Source organism: Streptomyces sp. NPDC056231 (assembly GCF_048270745.1).
In the GTDB taxonomy this organism is placed as follows: Bacteria; Actinomycetota; Actinomycetes; order Streptomycetales; family Streptomycetaceae; genus Streptomyces.
This window is the reverse complement of record NZ_JBLVKW010000065.1, coordinates 1-22,741: the sequence shown is the minus strand read 5'-3', so window position 1 is coordinate 22,741 and position 22,741 is coordinate 1. Positions and strand designations below refer to the sequence as shown.

Sequence of the window (22,741 nt, the reverse complement as noted above, 5' to 3'; positions counted from 1 at the left end):
GCACACACTGACCGCATGACGCAGCGCGTGGCTCTCGCGACCGTGATGGACCAGTTGTCCATCGATGCAGTGATCACCAGCTATGCGGTGGCGGTGGACGACAGCGCCTGGCAGGACTACGGGGAGCTGTTCACCCCGGACGGCCGCGCCGACTACCGCAGCGCGGGCGGCATCGAGGGGAGCGCCGCCGAGGTCGCGCAGTGGCTCGCGGAAACCATGCGCCTCTTCCCCGTACGACAGCATCTGATCGTCAACCGCCGGCTGGACCTCCAGGACCTGGGGGGCTATCCCGGCGACCGGGCCGACGTGCAGGCCGACTATCTCAACCCGATGCGGCTGCGGGGCGCGCCGGACGACGACGCCGTCGGGGCCGCGGACAGCACCACGGCGCCGAACTTCGTCTCCGGCGGCCGGTACGCGTTCGGGCTGTTGCGCGCGGAGACCGGCTGGCGGATCCGTACCGTCACCGTCCATGAGAAGTGGCGCAGCCTCGCCGGGGAGCTCGCCCCGGACTGATCTGCGACTCGGGCTCCATTCCTCGTCTGGCCGCGGCTGTTCCCCTCCCCCCACACTGGGGAAGAGGGAGGGTGACACTGCTCATCGGGCAGGACGAGGAGGCGCGGTATGCGGATTCCGGCCGTTCGGCGTGAGCAGGGGGAGCGGTTGCTCCGATCGCCCTGGTGGCGCGGCAGTGCCGCGCTGCTCGCGGGTGCACTGCCCGCGCTCGCCTTTCCCGCCCCGGCTCTGTGGTGGTTCGCGTACGTCGCGCTGGTGCCGTGGCTGCTGCTGATCCGGTCGGCAGGTACGGGTCGGCGGGCCGCACTCGACGGCTGGCTCGGCGGTACCGGCTACCTGATCGCGGTGCACAACTGGTTGCTGCCGAGCCTGCATGTGTTCCTCGTGATACTGGCGGCGTTCCTCGGTCTGCTCTGGGCGCCGTGGGGACTGCTGGTCTCCCGGCTGCTGGGCGGATCGCCGTCCGTCGCGAGGTTCGCGGCGGCCTTGATCGTGATCCCGTCCGGCTGGCTGATGATCGAACTGGCCCGCTCCTGGGATGCGCTCGGCGGTCCCTGGGGGCTGCTCGGCGCGAGCCAGTGGCAGGTGCCCGTGGCGCTCAGGGTGGCGTCGGTCGGAGGGGTATGGCTGGTGAGCCTTCTGGTGGTGGCGGTGAACATCGCGGTCACCCTGCTGCTCGTGACGTCTGCGGCCCGGACGGCCGCGGCGGCCGGCATCGTGGTGGGCGCGCTGGCAGTGGGCGCGATATGGAGGTGGGCGCCACAGCCGGAGCCCGCGGGAGCGGCCCGGATCGCCGTCGTGCAACCCGGCGTGGTCGAGGGGCCGAACAATGTGGAGCTGCGTTTCGCACGCAGCGAGCAACTGACCCGCACGCTGGCGGGCCGGCACCTCGACCTGGTCGTCTGGGGCGAGAGCAGCGTCGGCGAGGACCTGTCACAGCACCCGGATCTCGCAGACCGGATCGCGAAGGTGTCACGCGAGGTCGGCGCGGACGTGCTGGTCAATATGGATGCCCGGCAGGCGCATGCCTCGGGCCGGACGGGGATCTTCAAGAGTGCGGTGCTGGTGGGGCCGGACGGTCCGACCGGGGACCGCTACGACAAGATGCGTCTGGTGCCGTTCGGCGAGTACATTCCGGCTCGTTCGGTGCTCGGCTGGGTGACGTCGTTGGGCAAGGCTGCGGGCGAGGACCGGCTGCGGGGGACTCGGCAGGTGCTGATGTCCGTTCCCGAGCGGCCGTCCCCGGTGTATTTCTCAGGGTCCCGGGGCGGAGCGGAGAGTCTGCGTATCGGTCCGCTGATCTGCTTCGAGTCGGCGTTCCCCGACATGAGCAGGCGGCTTGTCCAGGACGGGGCCCAGGTGCTGATCGCCCAGTCGTCGACGTCCACGTTCCAGCACAGCTGGGCGCCGGCCCAGCATGCCTCGCTGGGCGCCCTCCGGGCGGCGGAGACCGGCCGTCCGATGGTGCACGCCACGCTCACCGGGATCAGTACGGTGTACGACGCGCAGGGGCGTCGCATCGGCACCCCGCTCGGTACGGACACCAGCGCGGCCGCCGTCTTCGACGTACCGCTGGCCACCGGCAGCACGCTCTACGTCCGGCTGGGCGACTGGCCGGCGCAGGGTGCGCTCGGAGTGCTGGCGGGGTTCTGTGCCTATGAGGGTGCACGGTCCCTCCGGCGGCGGAGCTCGGCGGAGCCGGTCGGTGCGGCCGCTCCGGCGGCACGGCTATGACGGGGCGTTGACCGAGACGATGTGCCCCTGTGCGTCGACGGTGAGGGCAACCCGCTCGACCTTGTTCGTCACGGCCAGCGCCACCCACACGGCGCCCCACAGAAAGCAGCTGAACACCATGAGCAGAGCGTGCAGCACATGGTTCAGCGGCTGCCCGCGGACCATGACGACCTGCGTCTCGGCGCGCGACTCCACCCGCCAGCCGCTCGCGATCCGCTGATTGACAGCCCAGTCCAGGATCAGGGCACGTTGCATCGCGTCGGGTGGCCGCCCGTCCGCCGAGTAGTAGCCGGGCGGTGGCTCGAGAGCAACCCAGCCCTGTGGCTCGTCGTGGAGCTTCACCAGGTCACCTCCACGGGGCGGCGGTCCATCCCCCCAGCCTGCATCCGGCCCGTGCGGGACGCATCCGGACCCGCCCTGACCAGCGGTTTCCGCTACGCGCAGTCCAGGTCCAGCAGAATGCGCTCGCACAGTTCGTGTGTTTCCAGCGCGTCCCGGGCGCTCAGCAGCTTCCCGGCACGCACAGCGTCCAGGAAGGACAGCACGCACTGCTCGATGCCGCGCTGACGGGCCACCGGTACCCAGTCACCACGCCGCCGCAGGGTCGGCTGTCCCTTGTGGTCGATCACCTCGGCAAGGTTGACGACCTCCCGTTTGAAATCCTGTCCGGAGACTTCGAGCCGCTCCTCCGTCGAGCCGCTGAGCCGGTTCATCGCGCCGATGGCGGTGAATCCGTCTCCGGACAGCTGCAGCACGACATGGTGCATCAGGCCTTCGCGGATCCGCGCCCGTACGACGGTGTGCTCGACCGGCCCCGGCACCAGGAAGCGCAGGGTGTCGACGACATGGATGAAGTCGTCGAGCACCATGGCGCGCGGTTCCTCGGGCAGGCCCACCCGGTTCTTCTGCATGAGAATCAGCTCGCGCGGATGCTCGATGCACTGCGCATAGCCGGGCGCGAACCGCCGGTTGAAGCCGACGGCCAGGCTGACACCGCGCTCCTCGGCAAGGTCGACCAGCCGCTCGGAATCGGCGAGTTCGAAGGCGAGCGGCTTGTCCACGTACGTGGGCACACCGGCCCGGAGCAGCCGGTCGGTGATCTCCGGATGTACGGAGGTCGGGGCATGGACGAAGGCGGCGTCCAAGTCCTGGGCGATCAGCGAGTCGAGCTCGGAGTGGCACTGCTCGGGCGGGATCCGGTGGGACGCGGCGACGGCGGCGAGGGTGGTGGGAGTGCGGGTCTGCAGATGCAGTTCGACCCCGGGCAGGGTGGTGAGGACCGGCAGATACGCCTTCTGCGCGATGTCGCCGAGCCCGATGCAGCCGACCTTCACTGGGGTCTCCCTCTGACTAACGCTGTGTCATATGCATGTCCTTCGCCCGGGCAGCATACGTGTGCTGCGGCGGCTGCCAGTCCGCGATGCCGTCGAAGGTACGCAGCACCAGGGCCGGCCCGAGTCGGGACACGGCGGACATCAGCGTGTCGCGCACCGCGACGGCGGGGGCGCTGGTCACCCGCATCAGACGGGCCACCCGGGCGGCCTTGCGGACGATGGCGCCCGTCCGGGGGAGCCGGTCCGCGGTGTATGCGGCGAGCGCCGTCCCGAGGTCGGCGTCGGGCGCCGCGTGGTGGGCGAGCACGATTGCGTCCTCGATGGCCTGATTGCCGCCCTGTGCGAGGGTGGGCGTCATGGCGTGGGCGCTGTCGCCGACCAGGACGGTCCGGCCCCGGTGGAACGCGGGCAGCGGGTCGATCAGATGGTGCACATCGTTGCGGAGCACCTGGCCGGGTTCGACGGCGGCGATGATCCCCGGAATCGGATCGTGCCACGCGCCGAAGCGGCGCAGCAGCTCGGCCTTCTCGTCGTCGGCGGCCCGGTCTCCGGCGGGGGCGACCGCGGCTGCGTACGCGTAGATCCGGCCGTCCTTGAGCGGCTGGGTGCCCCAGAGGGCGCCGCGACCCCAGGTCTCGTGCGGGGCGAAGGGCTGCTCGGGCGTGGGGACGACGACGCGCCAGGTGGTGAAGCCGGAGTACGCCGGCCCGGGGTGATCGGGGAAGAGGTGCGTGCGCACGGCCGAGTTGATGCCGTCGGCTGCGACGACGAGGTCGGCCTCGAGGTCCGCGGTGGGCGTCCTGACCACGGCGCGGGCGCCGCCCGCGGTGCCCGGGTTCACGAGTTCCGCCGCCGTTCCGGTCCGGATCACGGATGCGGGCAGCTCGGCCACGAGGGCATCGATCAGGGTCGCACGGTGCAGCAGGACCATCGCTCCGCCGAACCGCTCGATCGCCGCCGCGCTGTCGGTCCGGGACATCCACCGGCCGCTCGGACTGCGCATACCGCCGTCGCCCTGCCAGGCAGCCAGGGATCTGATCCTGTCGCCGAGGCCGATGACGTCCAGGGCGCGCTGCCCGTTGGGCGCCAGGCCGATACCTGCGCCGACGGGCTCCAGCGAAGCGGCCCGCTCCAGGACGGTGACCTGCCAGCCGCGCCGGCAGAGGGCCACGGCGGCGGTGAGGCCGCCGATTCCGCTGCCGATGACGATCGCATGGGGCTTGTCCATGACTCCTCCTCGAAACTACACCTGTAGTAACAACGCCAACATACTACAGCTGTAGTTGCGAGGGTAGGGTGATCTCATGGCCACCAGCACCACACGCACCGGCGGCGCCTCCCGGGCGGATCTGATCGCCGATGCCGCCCTGGCACTTCTCGCCGAGCGCGGGATGCGAGGGCTCACCCACCGGGCGGTCGACGAACGCGCCGGACTCCCCCAGGGCTCGACGTCCAATTACGCACGCACCCGGCAGGCACTCCTGGAGGCGACGGTGCGGCGGCTGGCGGAGCGCGAGGCGCAGGTCCTGGCTCCGGGCGAACTTCCGATGCCCAAAGCCGGGGGCGGGCCGGAAGGCGAACCGGACGCCGGGACCGGACCGCTCCCCGACGTCACCGCGCTCGCCGGCAGCCTCGCGCCGGCCCTGCACCGATACCTGGCCCGCCACCCCGACCTGCTCATCTGCCGCTACGAACTCGCCCTGGAGGCCACCCGGCGGCCGGAGCTCCGGAAATTCTTCGACGCGACAGGCGGACAGTTCCGCGAACCCCTGGTGGCACTGATGACGGCAGCCGGTTCGGCCGAGCCCGAGCGGCACGCCCTCTCCCTGGTGGCCTGGTGCGAAGGGCTGATGTTCTCGTGCGCCGCGGGGTCGTACCACCGGTCCGTACCGACCGAGGAAGAGCTTCGTACCGGCTTCGCCGAACTGATGCGCGGCATGCTGACACCCCCTTGCGAATAACATCTGGCCAGGCCTTGATCGCCGGGAAACAATGACCGGCATGACCGCAGACGAACGTTTCGAACCCGCCATCACCGCCGCCGAACGCCCGATGCTCGAGGGCTGGCTCGACTATCACCGCGACACGCTCGCGCTGAAATGCGCCGGGCTCACCGACGCCCAACTGCGGGAGGCGTCCGTACCACCGTCGCAGCTCAGCCTGCTTGGGCTCGTACGGCACATGGCGGAGGTGGAGCGTCACTGGTTCCGCAACGTCATGGCCGGCGAGGACGCGAAGTCGCTGTACTGCACCGACGAGGACGAGGACGGCGACTTCCATCCCACCGAGGCGGACACCTGGAAGGAGGCCGGTACCGCCTGGCGAGCGGAGATCGACGCCGCCCGGGAAATCGCCGCGATACACGAGCTCGACGATCTGTCGGTCGGCCGCAGCCGCAAGGGCAAGCAGTTCAACCTCCGGTGGATCTACACCCACATGATCGAGGAGTACGCGCGGCACAACGGCCACGCCGATCTGGTCCGGGAGCGGATCGACGGCACGACCGGCGACTAGGGCGTTGCGCTGACCGGGGTCACTCGTGAGGGCCAATCATCACCGGCCGGCTCGCGCAGCGCCCTGCCCGCACAGCAGAGTTGCCCAGGTGCAGCGAACCAGTATCACCGTGAAGCTCCTGGTCGGCGTGGCAGTCACTGCCGTCACCGGCTGTGTGTCCGTGGAGCCCCGGCCGGGCATTGCGCCCCGGTCCGAGACCAGCAGGCCCATCCAGGACCTGGCTCCCCAGGTCGTGGGGCCGCCGGTCCGGGACACCCTGGAGGCGATCCCCGACCCGAAGCCGTCACCAAAGGCGTCCGGCCGACCGGCGAAGGTGCGCTCGGACACCCAAAACACCGCGCCTCGCGCCCCGCAGCAGCGGGAGCACGTCGGCGTGCCCCGGGCCCGTCATGCCCCGCCCACAAACGCGCGGGTGCCGAATCCGCCCGCCGTCCCCGCCACCGGGACAAGTGTCTGCGCGCTCGGCCGGGCCTACGGAGGCTGGTCCGCGGGCAGCCCCGAAGCCCGGATCTGTGAGGACACCTACGGCCGCTGAGCGCCCCGTCGGTCGCGGATCCCGCCGGGATCCGGCCGCATCGGATCGTTGCGGCCCGTCCGTTGCCGGCGGGCCGCGACGATCCGCGGCAGACCTCGGCTCACAGCTCCCGAAGCCGCCGCTCCAGCCGCCCGATCGCCGCGCGCACCCCTCCCCCGTACCCGTCGTCCACCCCGCCGTCCGCGAGAACCTCGGACGCCTTCCGGGCCCGGTCCAGATGGACCCGGGCCGCGTCGGGGCGCTGGAGCTTCACATAGTCCGCCGCAAGGTTGAGGTGGAGCGAGGGGTAGAAGGCCCGCACCGCGAGCGAGTCTCCGTGTTCCGCGACGCGCGCGTCGGAGAGCCCTTCTGCCGCGGTCAACGCCCTTAGATCCCAGGCCAGTTCATCGCCGGGATCGTCCTGGGTGTCGGCCATGTAGTGCGCAAGGGTGCAGCGGTGCAGGGCGTCGCCGTCCTCACCGATCTCCGCCCAGAGCGCCCCGAAGCGGTTACGGGCCTCTTCCCGGTCGCCGCCGTGGAGCAGCATGATCGCCTGGCCGATCCTGGTCATGACGGCATCCGTCGACGTCTCCTGCTGCTCCGTCACCGCGGTCTCCCTCGCATGTGTCCAGCCGTTCCCGGTTCACCCCGGTCGACGTCGATCGGGCCCGGTGGATCCCGTTCGATTCCGGTCACGGCGACGCTAGCGGCTGGCACCGGCAATCCCGCTCAGGCTCGGGCTAAGGGTTGTCCCGTAATCCCTGGTGGGCGCACGACGACAGCTACGGCACCTCGCCGGAATGCCCGAATGCACCCAGTATGAGAACACCCCTCCGCCTTGCGATGCACCGCATCTGACGCCGCGCTGATCCGCCGGGAACGACGGGACAGCCCTGAGGGCCTTGCCATCGGGTCGGGCGCGGCCGGCCATGACCCGACAGAGACCCCCGGGCCCGTCGGGCGGCTCCGGGAGGATCAGCCCAGGTCGGGGATGCGCCAGTCGATGGCCTGGTGTCCCTGTGCCGCGACCGCCTCGTTGATCTGCGTGAACGGACGGGAGCCGAAAAACTTCTTCGCGGACAGCGGTGACGGATGTGCGCCCTTCACCACCGCATGACGCTCCTCGTCGATCAGCGGGAGCTTCTTCTGGGCGTAGTTGCCCCAGAGCACGAAGACCGCCGGATCGGGCCGCGTGGCCACCGCATGGATCACCGCGTCCGTGAACTTCTCCCAGCCCTTGCCCTTGTGCGAGTTGGCCTCGCCGGCGCGGACCGTCAGCACGGCGTTGAGCAGCAGGACGCCCTGCTCGGCCCACGGCATCAGATACCCGTTGTCCGGGATCGGCAGGCCGAGCTCCTCATTCATCTCCTTGTAGATGTTCCGCAAGGAGGGCGGTGTCCTGACGCCGGGCCGCACGGAGAAGCACAGCCCGTGCCCCTGCCCCTCGCCGTGGTACGGGTCCTGGCCGAGGACCAGGACCTTCACCTTGTCGTACGGAGTGGCTTCCAGGGCCGCGAAGACCTGCTCGCGGGGCGGGTAGACCGGCCCCTTGGCCCGCTCCTCCTCGACGAACTCGGTGAGCTCCTTGAAGTACGGCTTCTGCAGCTCTTCGCCGAGGACGCCGCGCCAGGAATCGGGCAGCAGGTCGGTGTCGGTCACTTCAACAACCTCCGGTATGCAATCGGTTCTTGACCACAGAACCTACCGGGAGCCACTGACAACCGGCCGGGCGAGCCCTACCAGCTGGTCTTGCGGTACAGCTCCCACATCTGCATGACCGTCTGCGGGTCCAGGGCGCGCTCGCCGCCACCGATGTCCTCGCCCGCCGCGACATAGAGCTTGCCCTGCCACAGCGGCAGCAGCCGGACGTCGTCGACCAGGATGTTCTGAGCCTGCTCGAACTCCTTGCTGACCGCGCCCCGGTCGCTCACCTGGCGGGTCTGCGGCAGCAGCTGCCGGGTGATCTCCTTCTTGTCGTACGGCATCCCGGTGACGCTCTCCTTGCCCACGAAGGGGGCGATGAAGTTGTCCGGGTCCGGGAAGTCCGGGAACCAGCCGCGGCCGAAGACCGGGTACTGGCCCTTGGTGAAGCCCTCCTGGAACTTCTTCCACGGCAGGCCCTTCAGCGTGATCTTGAACAGGCCCGACGACTCCAGCTGACGCTTCAGTTCACCGAACTCGGTTTCCGTCGAAGAGCCGTACCGGTCGGTGGCGTACCAGAACGTCATCGCGACCGGCTCGGTGATACCCGCCTTGGCCAGGATCTGCTTGGCCTTCTCCTTGCTCGGGTTGCCGAAGCTGTCGAAGAAGCTGGTGGTGTGGCCGGCGATACCCTTGGGGATCATGGAGTACAGCGGCTCGGCGGTGCCCTGGTAGACCTTGGCGACGAGCGCGTCCCGGTCGACGAGCTGTGCGACGGCCCGGCGGACAGCCGGGTTCCCGGCAGCCGGGTCCTCGGGGTTGAAGACCAGGAAGCGGATGTCGGCGCCGACGGTCTCGATCAGCTGCAGGTTGCTGTTCTCGTCCTCGTTGTCCTCGAGGTTCACCACCTCCTCCGCGGTGAGGCCGCGGTAGGTGGCGTCGATCTCGTTCTTCTTCAGCGCCTCGACCATGGGGGCGGACCCCTTGAAGTACCGGATGGTCACGGCGTTGTTCTTGCGGTTGGCGAAGCCCTTGTAGCCCTGGTTCTTCACCAACTCGGCCTTGTCCCCCGGTACGTAGCTGTGCAGGAGGTAGGGGCCCGACCCGGTGACCTTGCCGTCCTCGCGGATCTTGTCCTTCGGGTAGTCGCTGGGCGCCACGAGGGACATCGCAGGGGTGGCCAGAATGAACGGGAACGTGGCGTCGGGCCTGTTCAGGTGGAAGATGACGGTGTCGTCGCCCTTGGTCTCGACCCGGTCGAGCGAGCCGAGCATGCCAAGGGGACCGGTCTTGACCTTGATGGTCGTGATCCGGTCGATGGAGTACTTCACAGCCTCGGCGTCGAGCTTGTCCCCGTTCGAGAACTTCAGGCCCTCCTTGAGCGTGCAGCGGTAGGCCGTGCTGGTCCGGTCCGTGAACACACAGGAGTCCGCGGCGTCGGGCTCCGGGCTCGTACTGCCGGTGGGGAAGCTCACCAGGGTCTGGAAGACATTACGCATCAGCTCCCAGGAGTTGTCCCATGCCGCCGCCGGATCGAGGGTGGAGGGCTCACTCGTGGTACCGACGACTATCTTCTGCTCCGCCTCCGAGCCATTGTCGGAAAGCAGACCGCAGCCGGCCAGCAGAGAAAGGGAAGCAAGGGCTGCAACAGTCTGCAGCCTGGCCCGGTAGAACACGTGCACGCTCCTCGATCAGCCATGGATCGGCAGACCATACCGCAGCGCCCCGTCGGGTCAATCCGCAGGCCCGACGGGGCACTTGAGTCAATCGGGGCCAAACCGGAGCAGGCTGTGCTCAGCTCACGCCCGCGTTCAGGAAAATGCCTCCGTCGATCACCAGCGTCTGTCCGGTGATCCAGTCGGACTGGCTCGACGTGAGGAACGCGGCGGCTCCGCCGATGTCCTCGGGGACACCGAGCCGGCCGAGCGGATAGGCGGCTGCCGCCTCCGCCTCGCGCCCCTCGTACAGCGCCTCGGCGAACTTGGTCCTGACCACGGCCGGAGCGATCGAGTTGACTCGGACGCCCGGGGCGAACTCGTGCGCCAGCTGCAGGGTCAGATTGACCATGGCCGCCTTGCTCATGCCGTACGCGCCGACAAAGGGGGAGGCGGAGATACCGGCGACCGAGGCGATGTTGACGATCGCCCCGCCGTTCTCTTTCTGCCAGGCCTTCCAGGTCTGCTGGGCGAAACCGAGCGCCGAGATCACATTGGTCTCGTAGACCTTGCGCACGACATTGAGGTCGAGCTCGGCGATCGGGCCGAACACCGGGTTCGTACCGGCGTTGTTGACGAGGAAGTCCACGCGGCCGAACGCCTCCATGGCGCGCTCGACCGCCGCTGCCTGATGCGCCTCGTCGTGCGCCTTGCCTGCGACGGCAATGACCCGGTCGGATCCCAGCTTCTCGACGGCCTCCTTGAGAGCGTCCTCGCCGCGCCCGGTGATGCACACCCGGTCGCCGCGGGCGACGAGCGTCTCCGCGATTGCGTAACCGATCCCCCGACTCGCGCCCGTGATGAGCGCGACCTTCCCGCTGTCCTGCACAGTCATGATGTCTGCTGCCCTTCGGGTCAGTTGAGCGGTCCGCCGGCGACGTACATGACCTGGCCGGAGACGAAGCCCGCGTCGTCGCCGGTGAAGAAGGCGATGGCGTTGGCGACGTCCTCCGGGCGGCCGACCCGCTGCACGGGGATCTGGGTGGCGGCGGCGGCCTGGAACTCCTCGAAGCCCATGCCGACCCGGGCCGCGGTCTGCGCGGTCATCTCGGTGACGATGAAGCCGGGGGCGACGGCGTTGGCGGTGATGCCGAACTTGCCGAGCTCCTTGGCGAGGGTCTTGGTGAAGCCCTGCAGACCGGCCTTGACGGCGGAGTAGTTCGCCTGACCGCGGTTGCCGAGCGCCGAGGACGAGGACAGCGAGACGATACGGCCGAACTTGGCGTCCACCATGTGCTTCTGGACGGCCTTGGCCATCAGGAACGCGCCCTTGAGGTGCACGTTCATCACGGTGTCCCAGTCGGACTCGCTCATCTTGAAGAGCAGGTTGTCGCGGAGCACGCCCGCGTTGTTGACGAGGATCGTCGGCGCGCCGAGCTCGGTGGCGACCCGCGCCACGGCGGCCTCCACCTGGGCGCTGTCCGACACGTCGCAGCCGACGGCGAGCGCGGTGCCCCCGGCGGCGCTGATCTTCTCGACGGTGTCCTTGCAGGCCGCCTCGTCGAGGTCGAGTACGGCGACGGCGCGGCCCTCGGCCGCCAGGCGTACCGCGGTGGCGGCGCCAATGCCTCGCGCCGCTCCCGTCACGATGGCGACACGCTGCTCGGTGGTGGACATGCTTGGCTCTCCTCGCCCTTGGATCGCGGCTCAGTGGACGTCAGGAAGTTCCTGACAACTGAGCAACCGCTTAGTACCTTCAGCAGACGAGACGCTAGAAGCCCTGGCACTCGGTGTCAACGGCCCATGGGTGCAGCAGCGCATGTCACACCGGACGGCGCCGCGACCTCAGGGTCCGCGCGCGCGCCGACGGTGGCCGGATCAGCGCACCAGCAGGTCGAGCAGCCGCTCGACCTCGGCCTCCGGATCGGCGGTGAGGCCGCTGTGCACGGCGCTCGGCTGGACCACCGTGGAGCGCGGGGCGATCAGCCAGCGAAAGCGCCGCCCGGCGTCGTCACCGGCGGCCTGGCCGGCCGCGTCGCCGCCGCCGCAGACGCCCTCGACGGCCCGCAGCGCCGCCCGGACCCCGACCACGTCGGCGTTCGGGTCGAGCGCCCTCAGCTTGCTCTCGTCGAGATGGGTGCGGGCCGCCACAAAGGACTTGGCGCGGCAGTACACCAGCACGCCCGCGTTGAAGCACTCACCGCGCTCGACCCGGGGCACGACGCGCAGCAGCGCGTACTCGAAGACATCACGCTTGCTCACTGACTGCCGTCCTTGCTGCTCTGCGGCTCGTAGGCCCGGTCGGCCGCCGCCCTCTCGGCACGGTCGTTCTTCGTGGGGTGCGGCCACGGAGTGAGATGCTCGGTCAGCCACCCCGGCGCCCGGGACGGCGCCGCCTTCGTGGGCGTGTCCATCGAGATCCGCTCGTGGATGGTGGCGGCGCGCGCCAGCAGCGGCTCCACATAGGCGCGGCGCAGCGCGTCCGTCGTGTCGAAACCGGGCTCGTCGACCAGCCACCCGTCGGGCACCTCGGCGGTCACCTCGGTCAGCAGCTGCTCGGTGACGAGCGGGGCCAGCTCGGCGGCCGCGGCGGCGATGTTCGGGCCGAAGGGCGCGAGCACATGGTCGGAGGCGTTGTACGGCTTGGCCGCGGAGGCCTGTGCCCCCGGCCAGTTGTGGTGCCAGATCATCGTGGCGCCGTGATCGATGAGCCAGGCGTCCCCGTGCCAGACCAGCATGTTGGGGTTCCGCCACGACCGGTCGACATTGTTGATCAACGCATCGAACCACACGATCTTCCCGGCCTCTGCCGGGTCCACCTGGTAGGCGAGCGGATCGAACCCGATCGAACCGGGCAGATAGTCCATTCCGAGATTCAGCCCGCCGCTCGCCTTGAGCAGTTCCTGCACCTCTTGGTCCGGCTCCGCGAGCCCGATGACCGGGTCGAGCTGGATGGTGACGAGCTCCGGGACCCGCAGTCCCAGCCGCCGGCCGAGTTCCCCGCAGATGACCTCCGCGACGAGGGTCTTCCGGCCCTGCCCCGCGCCGATGAACTTCATGACATACGTACCGAGATCGTCGGCCTCGACGATGCCGGGCAGTGATCCGCCCTCCCGCAGGGGGGTGACGTAACGGGTCGCGGTGACTTCGGTGAGCATTTTCCCAGGCTATCGGGTCCCACGTGCGGTCTTCACGAGCAAGGGTGCGGGCCGAAGCCGACCCGTCCATCAGAACCTGGAATGAGCCGTGGGGAGAATCTGGGGAGTTTCGGCTCCGAACCTCGCTCCCCCACGCGCACCAACACCAGCTTCCACGCACTTCGAAGGTGTGGCGGACGTGGGGACCACCGAAATAGCCGCGGACGATGTGGGCTGGCGATTGCGGCACGGGCCAGTCCCTTCTCTCCTCGGTGCTGGCCGGTTCACGGACCGGCTGCGGGGCCGGATCGGCTGGTCCGCTGCCAGAGCACAGTCGCGCATTCCCGACCGAACGGACGTGCCGTCACCCGGTCGACCCCGGCGCTCGCACCAGAAGTGACGACGGTCCGGCTCATGACCTCCGGGCATCCGGCACCCGGCGGGCGCATGGGACACCCGATCGGAGCACCGGTGAACTGGTGAAATTCGAGGTGTCACCGCCAGTCGTACGGGCCGTCGATGGTGGCAGGCTCCACCATCGTCTCAACCGGGAGGGACGGAGGACCGATGGCGCAGGAGCTGCAGGAAGCCGCGTCGGCCGAGCCGGTGGGTACCATGCGCGTCAATGCCGGTGTGAGGCTCATGAGCTGGCTGACGACCACGGACCACAAGGTCATCGGCAATCTCTACATGGTCACCGCGTTCGGGTTCTTCCTGCTGGGCGGAGTGTTGGCCATGCTCATGCGAGCGGAGCTGGCCCGACCAGGACTTCAGCTTGTCAGCGCGGAACAGTACAACCAGCTGTTCACGATCCACGGCACCGTCATGATGCTGCTGTTCGCCACGCCGATGTTCGGCGGCTTCGCGAACGCCATCATGCCGCTGCAGATCGGCGCGCCCGACGTCGCCTTCCCTCGTCTGAACGCGCTCACCTACTGGCTCTTCCTCTTCGGCGGAATCATCGTGGTGTCCGGATTCGTGGTGCCCGGCGGCGCGGCACACTTCGGCTGGTTCGCCTACGCTCCGCTGAACAGTGCTGTCTTCTCGCCCGGCGCCGGCGGAGACCTCTGGACCATGGGCCTGGTGCTGTCGGGGATCAGTACGACCCTGGCATCGGTCAATTTCATCACTACGATCGTCTGTCTGCGCGCCCCGGGTATGACCATGTTCCGGATGCCGATCTTCACCTGGAACGTTCTGTTCACCTCGATCCTCGCGCTGCTCGCTTTTCCGGTGCTTGCTGCCACGCTGCTCGTCCTCGAAGCCGACCGGAAGTTCGGGGCGCATGTCTTCGACTCCGCCAATGGCGGTGCGCTGCTGTGGCAGCACCTGTTCTGGTTCTTCGGCCATCCCGAGGTCTACATTGTCGCGTTGCCCTTCTTCGGAGTGGTGAGCGAGATCATTCCCACGTTCAGCCGGAAGCCGATGTTCGGGTATTTCGGAATGGTGATGGCCACGATCAGCATCACCATGCTCTCGGCGGTTGTCTGGGCCCACCACATGTTCGCAACGGGAGCCGTCCTCCTGCCCTTTTTCTCCGCCATGTCGTTCCTCATCGCCGTGCCCACCGGAGTCAAGTTCTTCAACTGGATCGGCACCATGTGGCATGGCAGTATCACGTTCGAGACACCCATGCTCTGGGCACTGGGCTTCCTCGTGACATTTCTCCTCGGCGGCCTCAGCGGGGTGCTGATCGCCTCGCCCCCGCTGGACTTCCATCTCACCGATTCGTACTTCATCGTCGCCCACCTCCATTACGTACTCTTCGGAACAGTGGTCTTCGCAATGTTCGGCGGCTTCTACTTCTGGTGGCCCAAGTTGACCGGACGCATGCTGGATGAACGCCTCGGACGTATCCATTTCTGGGTCCTGTTCGTCGGATTTCAGCTGACCTTCCTGGTCCAGCACTGGCTGGGGGAGGCCGGAATGCCCCGACGTTACGCCGACTATCTCTCGGCGGACGGCTTCACCTTGCTCAATACGATCTCGTCCGTCGGCTCCTTTCTGCTGGGCCTGTCGACACTGCCGTTCCTGTACAACGTGTGGCGCACCAGCCGTTACGCACCGAGGGTCGAAGTGGACGACCCGTGGGGGTTCGGCCGTTCCCTGGAGTGGGCGACCTCCTGTCCACCCCCGAGGCACAATTTCCGGGCTTTGCCCCGCGTACGTTCCGACTCGCCGGCCTTCGACCTGCACCACCCCCTCACGCCAGAAGCGCCGGCCGTGGGCCGAGGCGGGTTCCACTCCACATCGGGTGCGGCAGAGGAGTCAGGCGAATGAGGACCGAAGCCGTTCTCTTCGCCGGAGTCGCGGGGTTCTTCCTCGTGACCGATGTTCTCTACGCCGTGTGGTCCCACGATCCGACAGGCACGGCAGCTCTCACCATCTCGTTCCTCATGGCGTTGCTGGTCACGTTCTTCTTCGCCACCAACTACCGGAGAAAGGGACTGCGCCCCGAGGACCGCGGGGACGGACGCGTCCATGAGCGGTCCGGCCCGGTGGGCTTCTTTCCTCCGCACAGCATCTGGCCGTCACTGACAGCCGCGGGGATGGCCCTGCTCGTCCTCGGTGTGGTGTTCGGTCTGTGGCTCTTCGTGATCGGGCTGGGCGTGGTCCTGGCCGGGGTGTTCGGAATGGTCTTCCAGTACGCGCGCGTCCAGGACTGAGCGCGGCTCTCAGTCCTGGGGCTCACGGATCGGCTCCGGCGGCGCGGTCCGCTCGGCAATCCGGGACCGTTGCTCGTCCGTGGCGGGCAGTTCCACGAGGTCCCCGTAGTACCAGCTGCTCAGCACGGTCCGAAGCCGTCGTCGACGCGAGATCGGGCCCTGCTCGGGAAGCTCCAGGGGCGTCGGGACATCACGCATCAGAATGCGGTGGCGGGCTGTCGGGCTCAGGCCTCGGTGGCTCTCCGAGAAGTCTCCGTTCACCGACTGGACCACCTGGCCGGTCTCCTCGCCCTCGGTCAGCCGTCGGCGGTCCCGCATCTGAAGGGCGAGACAAAGGCGCTTGGTCAGCACGAAGGCCAGAACCGGGGCGGCGATCAGCACGATTCTGAGAATCCAGACCATGACCTCGATCGAAACCCTGAACGAGAAGGCGACCACGTCGCTGCCGCCGGCGACAAGGAGAACGGCGTAGAAGACGATGGCCGCCACGCCGAGCCCCGTACGGGTCGGCCGGTTGCGCGGCCGGTCGCACAGATGGTGTTCCGTGCGGTCACCCGTCACCCACTTCTCGAAAAACGGATAGAGGAACAGCACTGTGAAGACCAAGCCCGGCAGCACGATCGCCGGAATGAATACATTCCACATGATGGTGTGGCCCGCGATGTCGGTCTCCCATGGCGGCATCAGCCGGAGTGCACCCTCCAGGAATCCGACATACCAGTCCGGCTGCGCGTTACCGGATACCTGGTTGGCACGGTAGGGGCCGTAGTTCCATACGGGGTTGATCTGGGCGAGCGCACCCAGCAAGGTCAGTACGCCGAACACCATGAAGAAGAAACCTGTGGTCTTCGCAGTGAAGTGAGGGAATGCCGGTGAGCCGACGGCGTTCTTATTGGTCTTCCCCTGACCCGCCCAGTGGGTGTGTTTGAGGTAGACCACCAGGATGAGATGAGCGGTGATCAGCGCCACGATCAGACCGGGCACGAGCAGGATATGCACGGGGTACAGACGAGGGATCACGGCATCGCCCGGGAACTGTCCTCCGAAGACGAACAGCTCCAGGTACGTTCCGACGACAGGGATCGACCCCACAATGGTGGCCGCCGTCCTGAGGCCCGTACCGGACAGCAGGTCGTCGGGCAGCGAGTAACCCGCGAATCCTTCGAGGAGCGCGAGTACGAACAGTGTCACGCCCACGATCCAGTTGGCCTCCCGCGGTTTACGGAAGGCACCGGTGAAGAAGATCCGCAGCATGTGGACGGCGATCGCGGCGACGAACACCAGGGCCGCCCAGTGGTGGATCTGACGCATCAGCAGGCCTCCGCGCACAGCGAAGCTGATGTGGAGGGTGGTGGTGTAGGCCTGCGTCATCCTCTCGCCCTGAAGGGGCACATAGGAACCGGTGTAGACACTCTCCGTCATGCTCGGGTCGAAGAACAGGGTGAGATACACGCCGGTGAGGAGCAGGACCACAAAGGAGTAAAGGGCGATCTCGCCGAGGAGAAAAGACCAGTGGTCGGGAAAGGCCTTGCGCAGCAACGGCCTGGCCAGCTCGCTGACGGGCAGGCGCGCATCCATCGCCCGGTATCCACTGACCGCCGCCTTCCCGGCCCGAGTCTTCAGCCGCGCCTTACGTTTCCGCAGGGGCATGCACCACTCTCCCGTCGATCTCCCTTCCGTCACCCGTCCCTTATTGTTCCGGTTCGCCCTTTACGGGTAACGCATTACTCGAAGGGATTACGCAGAATCGCGGTATCGGCACCTGATCGGCCGACCTGGCCCTGACGTACCGGGTGGGACCGCGCCGGTGCGCCGGGCCCACCTCGCAAGCACTGTGCGAGTCCCCGCCGCCAAAAGGGGCGATGCCGTGTCTGTCGCCCCTACGGTGACGCCTCCAGCCAGCACCTACCGACGCGCCCGTCCACACCCGGCCGGCTGACCGGTCCCCCCGCCGAAGCGTCAGGCGCGCGCCCTGCGGGCCGACATCCACGCGTAGACCAGGACACCCGCGAAGAGGAACAGCACGCCCTGGTAGACGGCGGCGTAGCCGGAACCCGCCAGGAGCCACATGGAGAAGCCGAAAGCGGCAAGCGCGAGCACGGCGTCGCGGGCGAGGCGAGCCGGGCGGACCCGGTCGCCCTGCCCCGAGACGAGGAAGTACAGCTGGGCCGCCGTCGCCAGGAGGTACGGAACGGTCGCGGTGAAGGTCGTGACCAGCACCAGGATCTCGAACACCCGGGCCGTCCCGGCCATGTAGTTGTAGACAGTCAGCAGCGAGGCGAGGACGACCGTGACGATCACGCCGAAGGTCGACACACCCCGCCGCTTCACCGCGAAGCGTGCCGGGAACAGCCCGTCGCGGGCGGCGGCGTACGCGGTCTGGGCGCTGAGCAGCGTCCAGCCGTTGAGCGCTCCCACGATCGACACCAGAGCCGCGCAGGCGACCGCCGCGCCGCCCCACGTGCCGCCGAACATGGCGTCGACGGCGTCGGTGAAGGGGGCACTGGAGGTGAGCAGCTTGTCGTGCGCGACAGTACCGAAGACGGCGAGGGTGCCCAGCAGGTACACCAGCGCCGCGCCGAGCGTTCCGAGGACGGTCGCCCGCCCGACGTTGCGCCGCGGGTTGCGCACCTCCCCCGCGCTGACCGCCGCCGACTCGACGCCGAGGTAGCTGAAGAGCAGGATCGCTGCGGACGCCGAGACCGCGCCGAGGGCGCTGCCTTCGGTGGCCTGGAAGGGACCGAGGTTGTCCGGGTCGAAGAAGAACAGCCCTCCGATCGCGACCAGCAGCAAGGGCACGAACTTCAGCACGGTGGAGACGAGTTGCACCGCGCCGACGTAACGGGTCCCGGCGAGGTTGGCGAGTGCCGGCAGCCACTGCACGACGAGTGCGGCGGTCATCATCAGCCACGGCGAATGATGCAGGGGCAGCAGCACGTCCAGGTAGCCCACGGCGGTGACGGCGAGCGCCGCATTGCTCACCCAGGAGGTGATCCAATACGACCAGGCGGCCAGGAAGCCCGCGAAATCGCCGAAGGCCTCGCGCACGTAGACGTACGGCCCGCCGGTGCGCGGGTCACGCTGCGCGAGCCGCCCGAAGACGAGCGCGAGCGCGATGGCACCGATGGTGAGCACGCCGAAGGCGACGAGGCTGACGGTGCCGTACGGGGCGACGGACGCGGGGAGCAGGAAGATGCCGCCGCCGATGATGTTGCCCATGACCAGCGCGGTGGCGACCGGAAGCCCGAAGCGCCGGGCGTGCCGGCTGCCCCCTTCGCGCTCCGGGGACGGGAACTGCCCCTTCTGGGCGGAGGCGGGGCCTCGGGTCGGGGCCGGAGCGGGGCTGCCCGGGGCCGGAGCCGGCTGCGAGACGGTTCCGGTGTCGTGCATGGGGATGGTGCGCCTTTCATCGTGCTCGGTACCGTCGCCTGCCCCGCGGGGCCTCGCCACGGCCCCCGGCCCGCGTGCAGCGGCAGCGTGCGGGCGCACGCCTCCTGCGGAAACCGCCGGGGGATCCATCCCATGGTCGGATATAGGACACCACGCACCAAATCGCCGCTAAATGTTCGCTGTGGCGCTGGCCGCGACCGAAAATCAGACGGAATGTGCCCGTGTGACCGCGCATCCTTCTCTGCAGGTTCGCAGGCAGCAGCGGCCGGCGGCCACCCGTCCTAAGGGCCAGGGGCGGTGCAGAGCCGGTCGACCCGGGCGACCGGGACGGTGCCAGGTCGGGCGAGGACGGCAGCGAACCTGCCGTCCACTGTTGGGACGGATCAAGCCGCTCGCCCAGGCCGCACCACGATCGCCCCATCGCCCGACGTGCCACGCTTCCCGTTGTGCCCGAACTTCCCAGCCGCTCCCGCCGGGGAGCGGCTGGAAAGTTTCCTCGTCATTGCCGCAGGCAAGGGGCTTAAGACCTGCCGGAAACCCAGGTCAGAGGGCTGATCTCGGCGCCTTCATGACATAGATACCGAGATCGTCGGCTTCGACGATGCCCGGGAACGAGCCGCCCGCACGCAGCGGCGTCGGTGAGCATTTTCCCAGGCTATCCGGCAGCCGGGCTTCTCCCTCCACGGCAAGGGCCGAACCCTGCCGTCGCGACCGAAGCCAGGACGCGCCGCGGGGCATCAGGCTGCGGCGAGCTCATCCGGTGGCAGGAGGCGTGCAGGCAACTGAGGCGCAGCAGCCATGCCTTAAATGCGTTGCGCGACAGCTGGCACCTGCCTCAATGCTGATCGCAGCAGCGGATCACGACCGAAAGGAACACCGAAATGACCACGGCCGAAGCCGCCTCAGCCCACGCCGGTGAACTGCCGCTCCAATCCGCCCGCACCAGGCGTTTCTCGCTCGGGGTGCCCCGGCAGTTCACCGTGTCGCCCGACGGCGGGCGGGTCCTTTTCGTCAGGACGACGGGCGGCACCGACCCGGTGAGCCGCCTGTGGCTGCATGAGGACGGAGGCGAGCGGATACTCGCCGACCCGCCCGCCCTGCAGCGCGCAGACACGGACCCCGGCGAGGTACCGGAAGAGGAGCTGGCACGCCGGGAGCGGGCCAGGGAGACGTCGACCGGAGTGGTGTCGTACGCGACGGACGCCGAAGTCGGGCTCGTCGCCTTCGCCCTCCAGGGCGAGCTCTGGGTGGTACGGACGGACGGTGGCACCCCGCGCCGGATCGCCACCGCCGGACCCGTGGTCGATCCGCGGCCCTCGCCCGATGGCGCCTTGATCGCGTACGTCTCCGGGGGCGCACTGCGGACGGTGCGGAGCGACGGGACCGACGACCGGCCGGTGGCCGAACCGGAGGAGCGGACGGGGCACGTGACGTACGGGCTCTCCGACTATGTGTCGGCCGAGTCGCTCGGGCGACCGCGCGGCTACTGGTGGTCCCCCGACAGCGATGCGCTGCTGGTGGCACGCGTGGACACCTCGATGGTCCGGCGCAGATACATCAGCGATCCGGCGAATCCGGAGCGTCCGCCGCGCGCTGTGGCGTACCCGGCGGCGGGCACGGCGAACGCGGAGGTGTCGCTGCACCTGGTGCGGGTGTCGGGCGAACGGGTCGCGGTGCGGCTGCCCACGGCCGCGGGCGAGGACCACCCGCAGGGGACCTGGACGGACCCGGCGTTCGAGTATGTCGCCACGGCCGCGTGGGACCGGCACGGTCCGCTGGTCTCCGTACAGACACGTGATCAGCGTTCGGTGTATGTCCTGGCGGTGGATCCGGCCACAGGAGAGACCCGGACTCTGCACCGCGCCCACGATCCCGCGTGGGTCGCGCTCCGGCCGGGTACGCCGCTGCGCCTCGCCTCCGGGGCGCTCGTCGTCCCCGCGCATCCCGGCGGCGACACCCAGGGACTGGACATCGACGGCCGTACGACACCGCCGGGACTGGAGGTCCGCGAGGTCGTCGGCGCCGTCGGTGACCGGGTGTTCTTCACCGCGAGCGAGGAGCCTACGGACATCCATGTCTGGTCGTACGCGGCGGGGTCGACCGGCGACGGTCCCGTACGCATCAGTGGGACACCGGGTGTGCACACGGCCGCGGCAGGCGGCCCCACGCTCGTACTGGACAGCAGGACCCCGGACGGGCAGGCGGTGTCGGTGCTGCGCGACGGTGCGCCGACGGGGCGGATCGGAGTCCTCGCGGAGACTCCCGTGGTCACCCCGCGGCCGCTCACACTGAGCCTGGGAGAGCGGGAACTGCGCAGCCACCTGTACCTGCCGTCCTGGCACCGCCCCGGCGACGACCGTCTGCCCGTCCTGCTCAGCCCGTACGCGGGCCACGGCATGCAGTTGGTCCTGCAGGCGCGCGGCTGGTGGACCGCAGTCGCCCAGTGGTTCGCCGAGCAGGGGTTCGCGGTGCTGGTCACAGACGGGCGTGGCACTCCGGGGCGCGGCGAGGCGTGGGAGAAATCCGTGCGGGGCGACCGGCTGACGGCTGTCCTGCGGGATCAGACGGACGCGTTGCACGCGGCGGTAGCGCAGTATCCCCAACTGGACCCGGAGAGAGTGGCGATGCGCGGCTGGTCGTTCAGCGGCTATCTCGCGGCCGCAGCCGTACTGCGTCACCCGGACGTGTTCCACGCGGCGGTCGCGGGTGCCGCACCGACCGACCGGCGGCTGTACGACACCCACTGGGAGGAGCGGTTTCTCGGTCATCCGGAGGTGGACCCGGAGACGTACGAGCGCAATTCGCTGCTGCCCGAGGCGCACCGGCTGACGCGGCCGCTCATGCTGGTCCACGGACTCGCCGACGACAATGTGACCGTCGCCCACATGCTGCGGTTCTCCGCCGCGCTGCTGGCGGCGGGACGACCGCACACGGTACTGCCGCTCTCCGGGTCGACCCACCTGGTCACCCAGGAGGAGACGGCCGCCCATCTGTTGCTCCTGGAGCGGGACTTCCTGAAGAAATCCCTCAGTCGTTGAACACGGAGCATCGACCGCGCGTATCCCTGGTCGAAGCCATGAACAACGCGGAAGGGAATGCCGGCATGAGCGCATCACAGGAGCACGAGGTCCGTCCCGGGCGTCGCACCGTCGTCGCAGCCGCCGGTGCCGTCGGAGTGGCCGTCGTACTCACCGCGTGCGGCTCGAAGGACTCGGGCGGCTCGACTTCCGTCGAACAGGCCGGTGCCGGGGGTGCTGCGGGCGTCCTGGCCAAGACCGCCGACATCCCCGAGGGCGGCGGGAAGGTCTTCGCCGACAAGGGTGTCGTCGTCACGCAGCCGAAGGCCGGGGAGTTCAAGGCGTTCTCGTCGAAGTGCACGCATCAGGGGTGCGCGGTGTCGAGCGTCTCGGGCGGCACGATCAACTGCCCTTGCCACGGAAGCAAGTTCGACGCCGCGACGGGCAGTGTGTCGGCGGGCCCGGCCACCGAACCGCTGCCCGCCGCTTCGATCAAGGTCGAGGGCGACTCGATCACGCTCGCCCCTTAGCTTGACTCTGTCGGGGATCTTGGAATGAGCGGTGTCAACTACCGCTGCTTCTCCAGGACTTCGGCCGGTGGATGTTGTGCTGGTCCAGGTAAT

At 68.8% G+C, this 22,741-nt stretch carries 21 protein-coding genes; 9 read left to right on the top strand and 12 right to left on the bottom strand.

Annotation, left to right across the window (positions count from 1 at the left end; all coding sequences use genetic code 11):
• Positions 1-15: 15 nt before the first annotated feature.
• Positions 16-516, top strand: coding sequence for a nuclear transport factor 2 family protein (locus ACNPQM_RS33645; protein ID WP_418086934.1), 501 nt, complete (start codon positions 16-18; stop codon positions 514-516).
• 108 nt (positions 517-624) lie between these two features.
• Positions 625-2,250, top strand: a complete 1,626-nt coding sequence (gene lnt, locus ACNPQM_RS33640) for an apolipoprotein N-acyltransferase (protein WP_418086933.1) — start codon at positions 625-627, stop codon at positions 2,248-2,250.
• Here the strand turns inward: lnt and ACNPQM_RS33635 are convergent.
• The 3 genes from ACNPQM_RS33635 to ACNPQM_RS33625 all read right to left on the bottom strand — a co-directional run bounded on the left by ACNPQM_RS33635 (position 2,245) and on the right by ACNPQM_RS33625 (position 4,812).
• Positions 2,245-2,592: a hypothetical protein gene (locus ACNPQM_RS33635; RefSeq protein WP_358856214.1), complete on the bottom strand. Its 348-nt coding sequence runs from the start codon at positions 2,590-2,592 to the stop codon at positions 2,245-2,247. The two genes, lnt and ACNPQM_RS33635, sit on opposite strands and share 6 nt — an antisense overlap.
• A 92-nt stretch (positions 2,593-2,684) precedes the next feature.
• Positions 2,685-3,584 (bottom strand): Gfo/Idh/MocA family protein, encoded by a 900-nt coding sequence (locus ACNPQM_RS33630; RefSeq protein ID WP_358856215.1) that lies wholly within the window; start codon positions 3,582-3,584, stop codon positions 2,685-2,687.
• Between the two features lie 16 nt (positions 3,585-3,600).
• Positions 3,601-4,812: an FAD-dependent monooxygenase gene (locus ACNPQM_RS33625; RefSeq protein ID WP_418086932.1), complete on the bottom strand. Its 1,212-nt coding sequence runs from the start codon at positions 4,810-4,812 to the stop codon at positions 3,601-3,603.
• Between the two features lie 76 nt (positions 4,813-4,888).
• Here ACNPQM_RS33625 and ACNPQM_RS33620 point away from each other — a divergent pair, with 76 nt between their 5' ends.
• The 3 genes from ACNPQM_RS33620 to ACNPQM_RS33610 all read left to right on the top strand — a co-directional run bounded on the left by ACNPQM_RS33620 (position 4,889) and on the right by ACNPQM_RS33610 (position 6,633).
• A complete protein-coding gene (locus ACNPQM_RS33620; RefSeq protein WP_418086931.1) occupies positions 4,889-5,545 on the top strand; it encodes a TetR/AcrR family transcriptional regulator in 657 nt (218 codons plus the stop codon).
• Between the two features lie 40 nt (positions 5,546-5,585).
• A complete protein-coding gene (locus ACNPQM_RS33615) occupies positions 5,586-6,098 on the top strand; it encodes a DinB family protein (protein WP_418086930.1) in 513 nt (170 codons plus the stop codon).
• Between the two features lie 88 nt (positions 6,099-6,186).
• Positions 6,187-6,633: a hypothetical protein gene (locus tag ACNPQM_RS33610; protein WP_418086929.1), complete on the top strand. Its 447-nt coding sequence runs from the start codon at positions 6,187-6,189 to the stop codon at positions 6,631-6,633.
• A 100-nt stretch (positions 6,634-6,733) separates the two neighbouring features.
• Here ACNPQM_RS33610 and ACNPQM_RS33605 read toward each other — a convergent pair whose 3' ends face one another.
• From ACNPQM_RS33605 to ACNPQM_RS33575, 7 genes are all read right to left on the bottom strand, one after another.
• The gene (locus ACNPQM_RS33605; RefSeq protein WP_418086928.1) at positions 6,734-7,219 is read right to left on the bottom strand and encodes a hypothetical protein; all 486 of its coding nucleotides are present in this window, start codon (positions 7,217-7,219) and stop codon (positions 6,734-6,736) included.
• Positions 7,220-7,587: 368 nt separating this feature from the next.
• Complete coding sequence (gene ung / locus ACNPQM_RS33600) at positions 7,588-8,271, bottom strand: uracil-DNA glycosylase (RefSeq protein ID WP_418086927.1); 684 nt, start codon at positions 8,269-8,271, stop codon at positions 7,588-7,590.
• 77 nt (positions 8,272-8,348) lie between these two features.
• Positions 8,349-9,929 (bottom strand): ABC transporter substrate-binding protein, encoded by a 1,581-nt coding sequence (locus ACNPQM_RS33595; protein ID WP_358856222.1) that lies wholly within the window; start codon positions 9,927-9,929, stop codon positions 8,349-8,351.
• Between the two features lie 118 nt (positions 9,930-10,047).
• Positions 10,048-10,803, bottom strand: a complete 756-nt coding sequence (locus ACNPQM_RS33590; protein ID WP_358856223.1) for an SDR family oxidoreductase — start codon at positions 10,801-10,803, stop codon at positions 10,048-10,050.
• Between the two features lie 20 nt (positions 10,804-10,823).
• Complete coding sequence (gene fabG, locus ACNPQM_RS33585) at positions 10,824-11,585, bottom strand: 3-oxoacyl-ACP reductase FabG (protein WP_358856224.1); 762 nt, start codon at positions 11,583-11,585, stop codon at positions 10,824-10,826.
• A gap of 201 nt (positions 11,586-11,786) precedes the next feature.
• Positions 11,787-12,170: a DUF3037 domain-containing protein gene (locus ACNPQM_RS33580; RefSeq protein WP_327247546.1), complete on the bottom strand. Its 384-nt coding sequence runs from the start codon at positions 12,168-12,170 to the stop codon at positions 11,787-11,789.
• Positions 12,167-13,066 (bottom strand): HipA family kinase, encoded by a 900-nt coding sequence (locus ACNPQM_RS33575; RefSeq protein ID WP_418086926.1) that lies wholly within the window; start codon positions 13,064-13,066, stop codon positions 12,167-12,169. The genes ACNPQM_RS33580 and ACNPQM_RS33575 overlap by 4 nt, the downstream gene beginning before the upstream one ends.
• A gap of 594 nt (positions 13,067-13,660) precedes the next feature.
• Between ACNPQM_RS33575 and ctaD the strand changes: the two genes are divergently transcribed.
• Entirely contained in the window at positions 13,661-15,325 is a 1,665-nt protein-coding gene (gene ctaD / locus ACNPQM_RS33570; RefSeq protein ID WP_418086951.1) for a cytochrome c oxidase subunit I, read from the top strand.
• Positions 15,322-15,711, top strand: coding sequence for a cytochrome c oxidase subunit 4 (locus ACNPQM_RS33565; protein ID WP_358856227.1), 390 nt, complete (start codon positions 15,322-15,324; stop codon positions 15,709-15,711). The genes ctaD and ACNPQM_RS33565 overlap by 4 nt, the downstream gene beginning before the upstream one ends.
• Positions 15,712-15,720: 9 nt before the next feature.
• On the opposite strand, the gene ACNPQM_RS33560 is transcribed toward ACNPQM_RS33565, so the two are convergent.
• Together ACNPQM_RS33560 and ACNPQM_RS33555 are read right to left on the bottom strand one after the other, a co-directional pair.
• A complete protein-coding gene (locus ACNPQM_RS33560) occupies positions 15,721-17,361 on the bottom strand; it encodes a cytochrome b (protein WP_418086925.1) in 1,641 nt (546 codons plus the stop codon).
• 309 nt (positions 17,362-17,670) lie between these two features.
• A complete protein-coding gene (locus ACNPQM_RS33555) occupies positions 17,671-19,101 on the bottom strand; it encodes an amino acid permease (RefSeq protein ID WP_418086924.1) in 1,431 nt (476 codons plus the stop codon).
• Positions 19,102-19,982: 881 nt separating this feature from the next.
• On the opposite strand from ACNPQM_RS33555, the gene ACNPQM_RS33550 reads away from it, so the two are divergent.
• Both ACNPQM_RS33550 and ACNPQM_RS33545 read left to right on the top strand, forming a co-directional pair.
• Complete coding sequence (locus ACNPQM_RS33550) at positions 19,983-22,139, top strand: prolyl oligopeptidase family serine peptidase (RefSeq protein ID WP_418086923.1); 2,157 nt, start codon at positions 19,983-19,985, stop codon at positions 22,137-22,139.
• Positions 22,140-22,204: 65 nt separating this feature from the next.
• Complete coding sequence (locus tag ACNPQM_RS33545; protein WP_418086922.1) at positions 22,205-22,648, top strand: Rieske (2Fe-2S) protein; 444 nt, start codon at positions 22,205-22,207, stop codon at positions 22,646-22,648.
• The last annotated feature ends 93 nt before the right edge of the window (positions 22,649-22,741 follow it).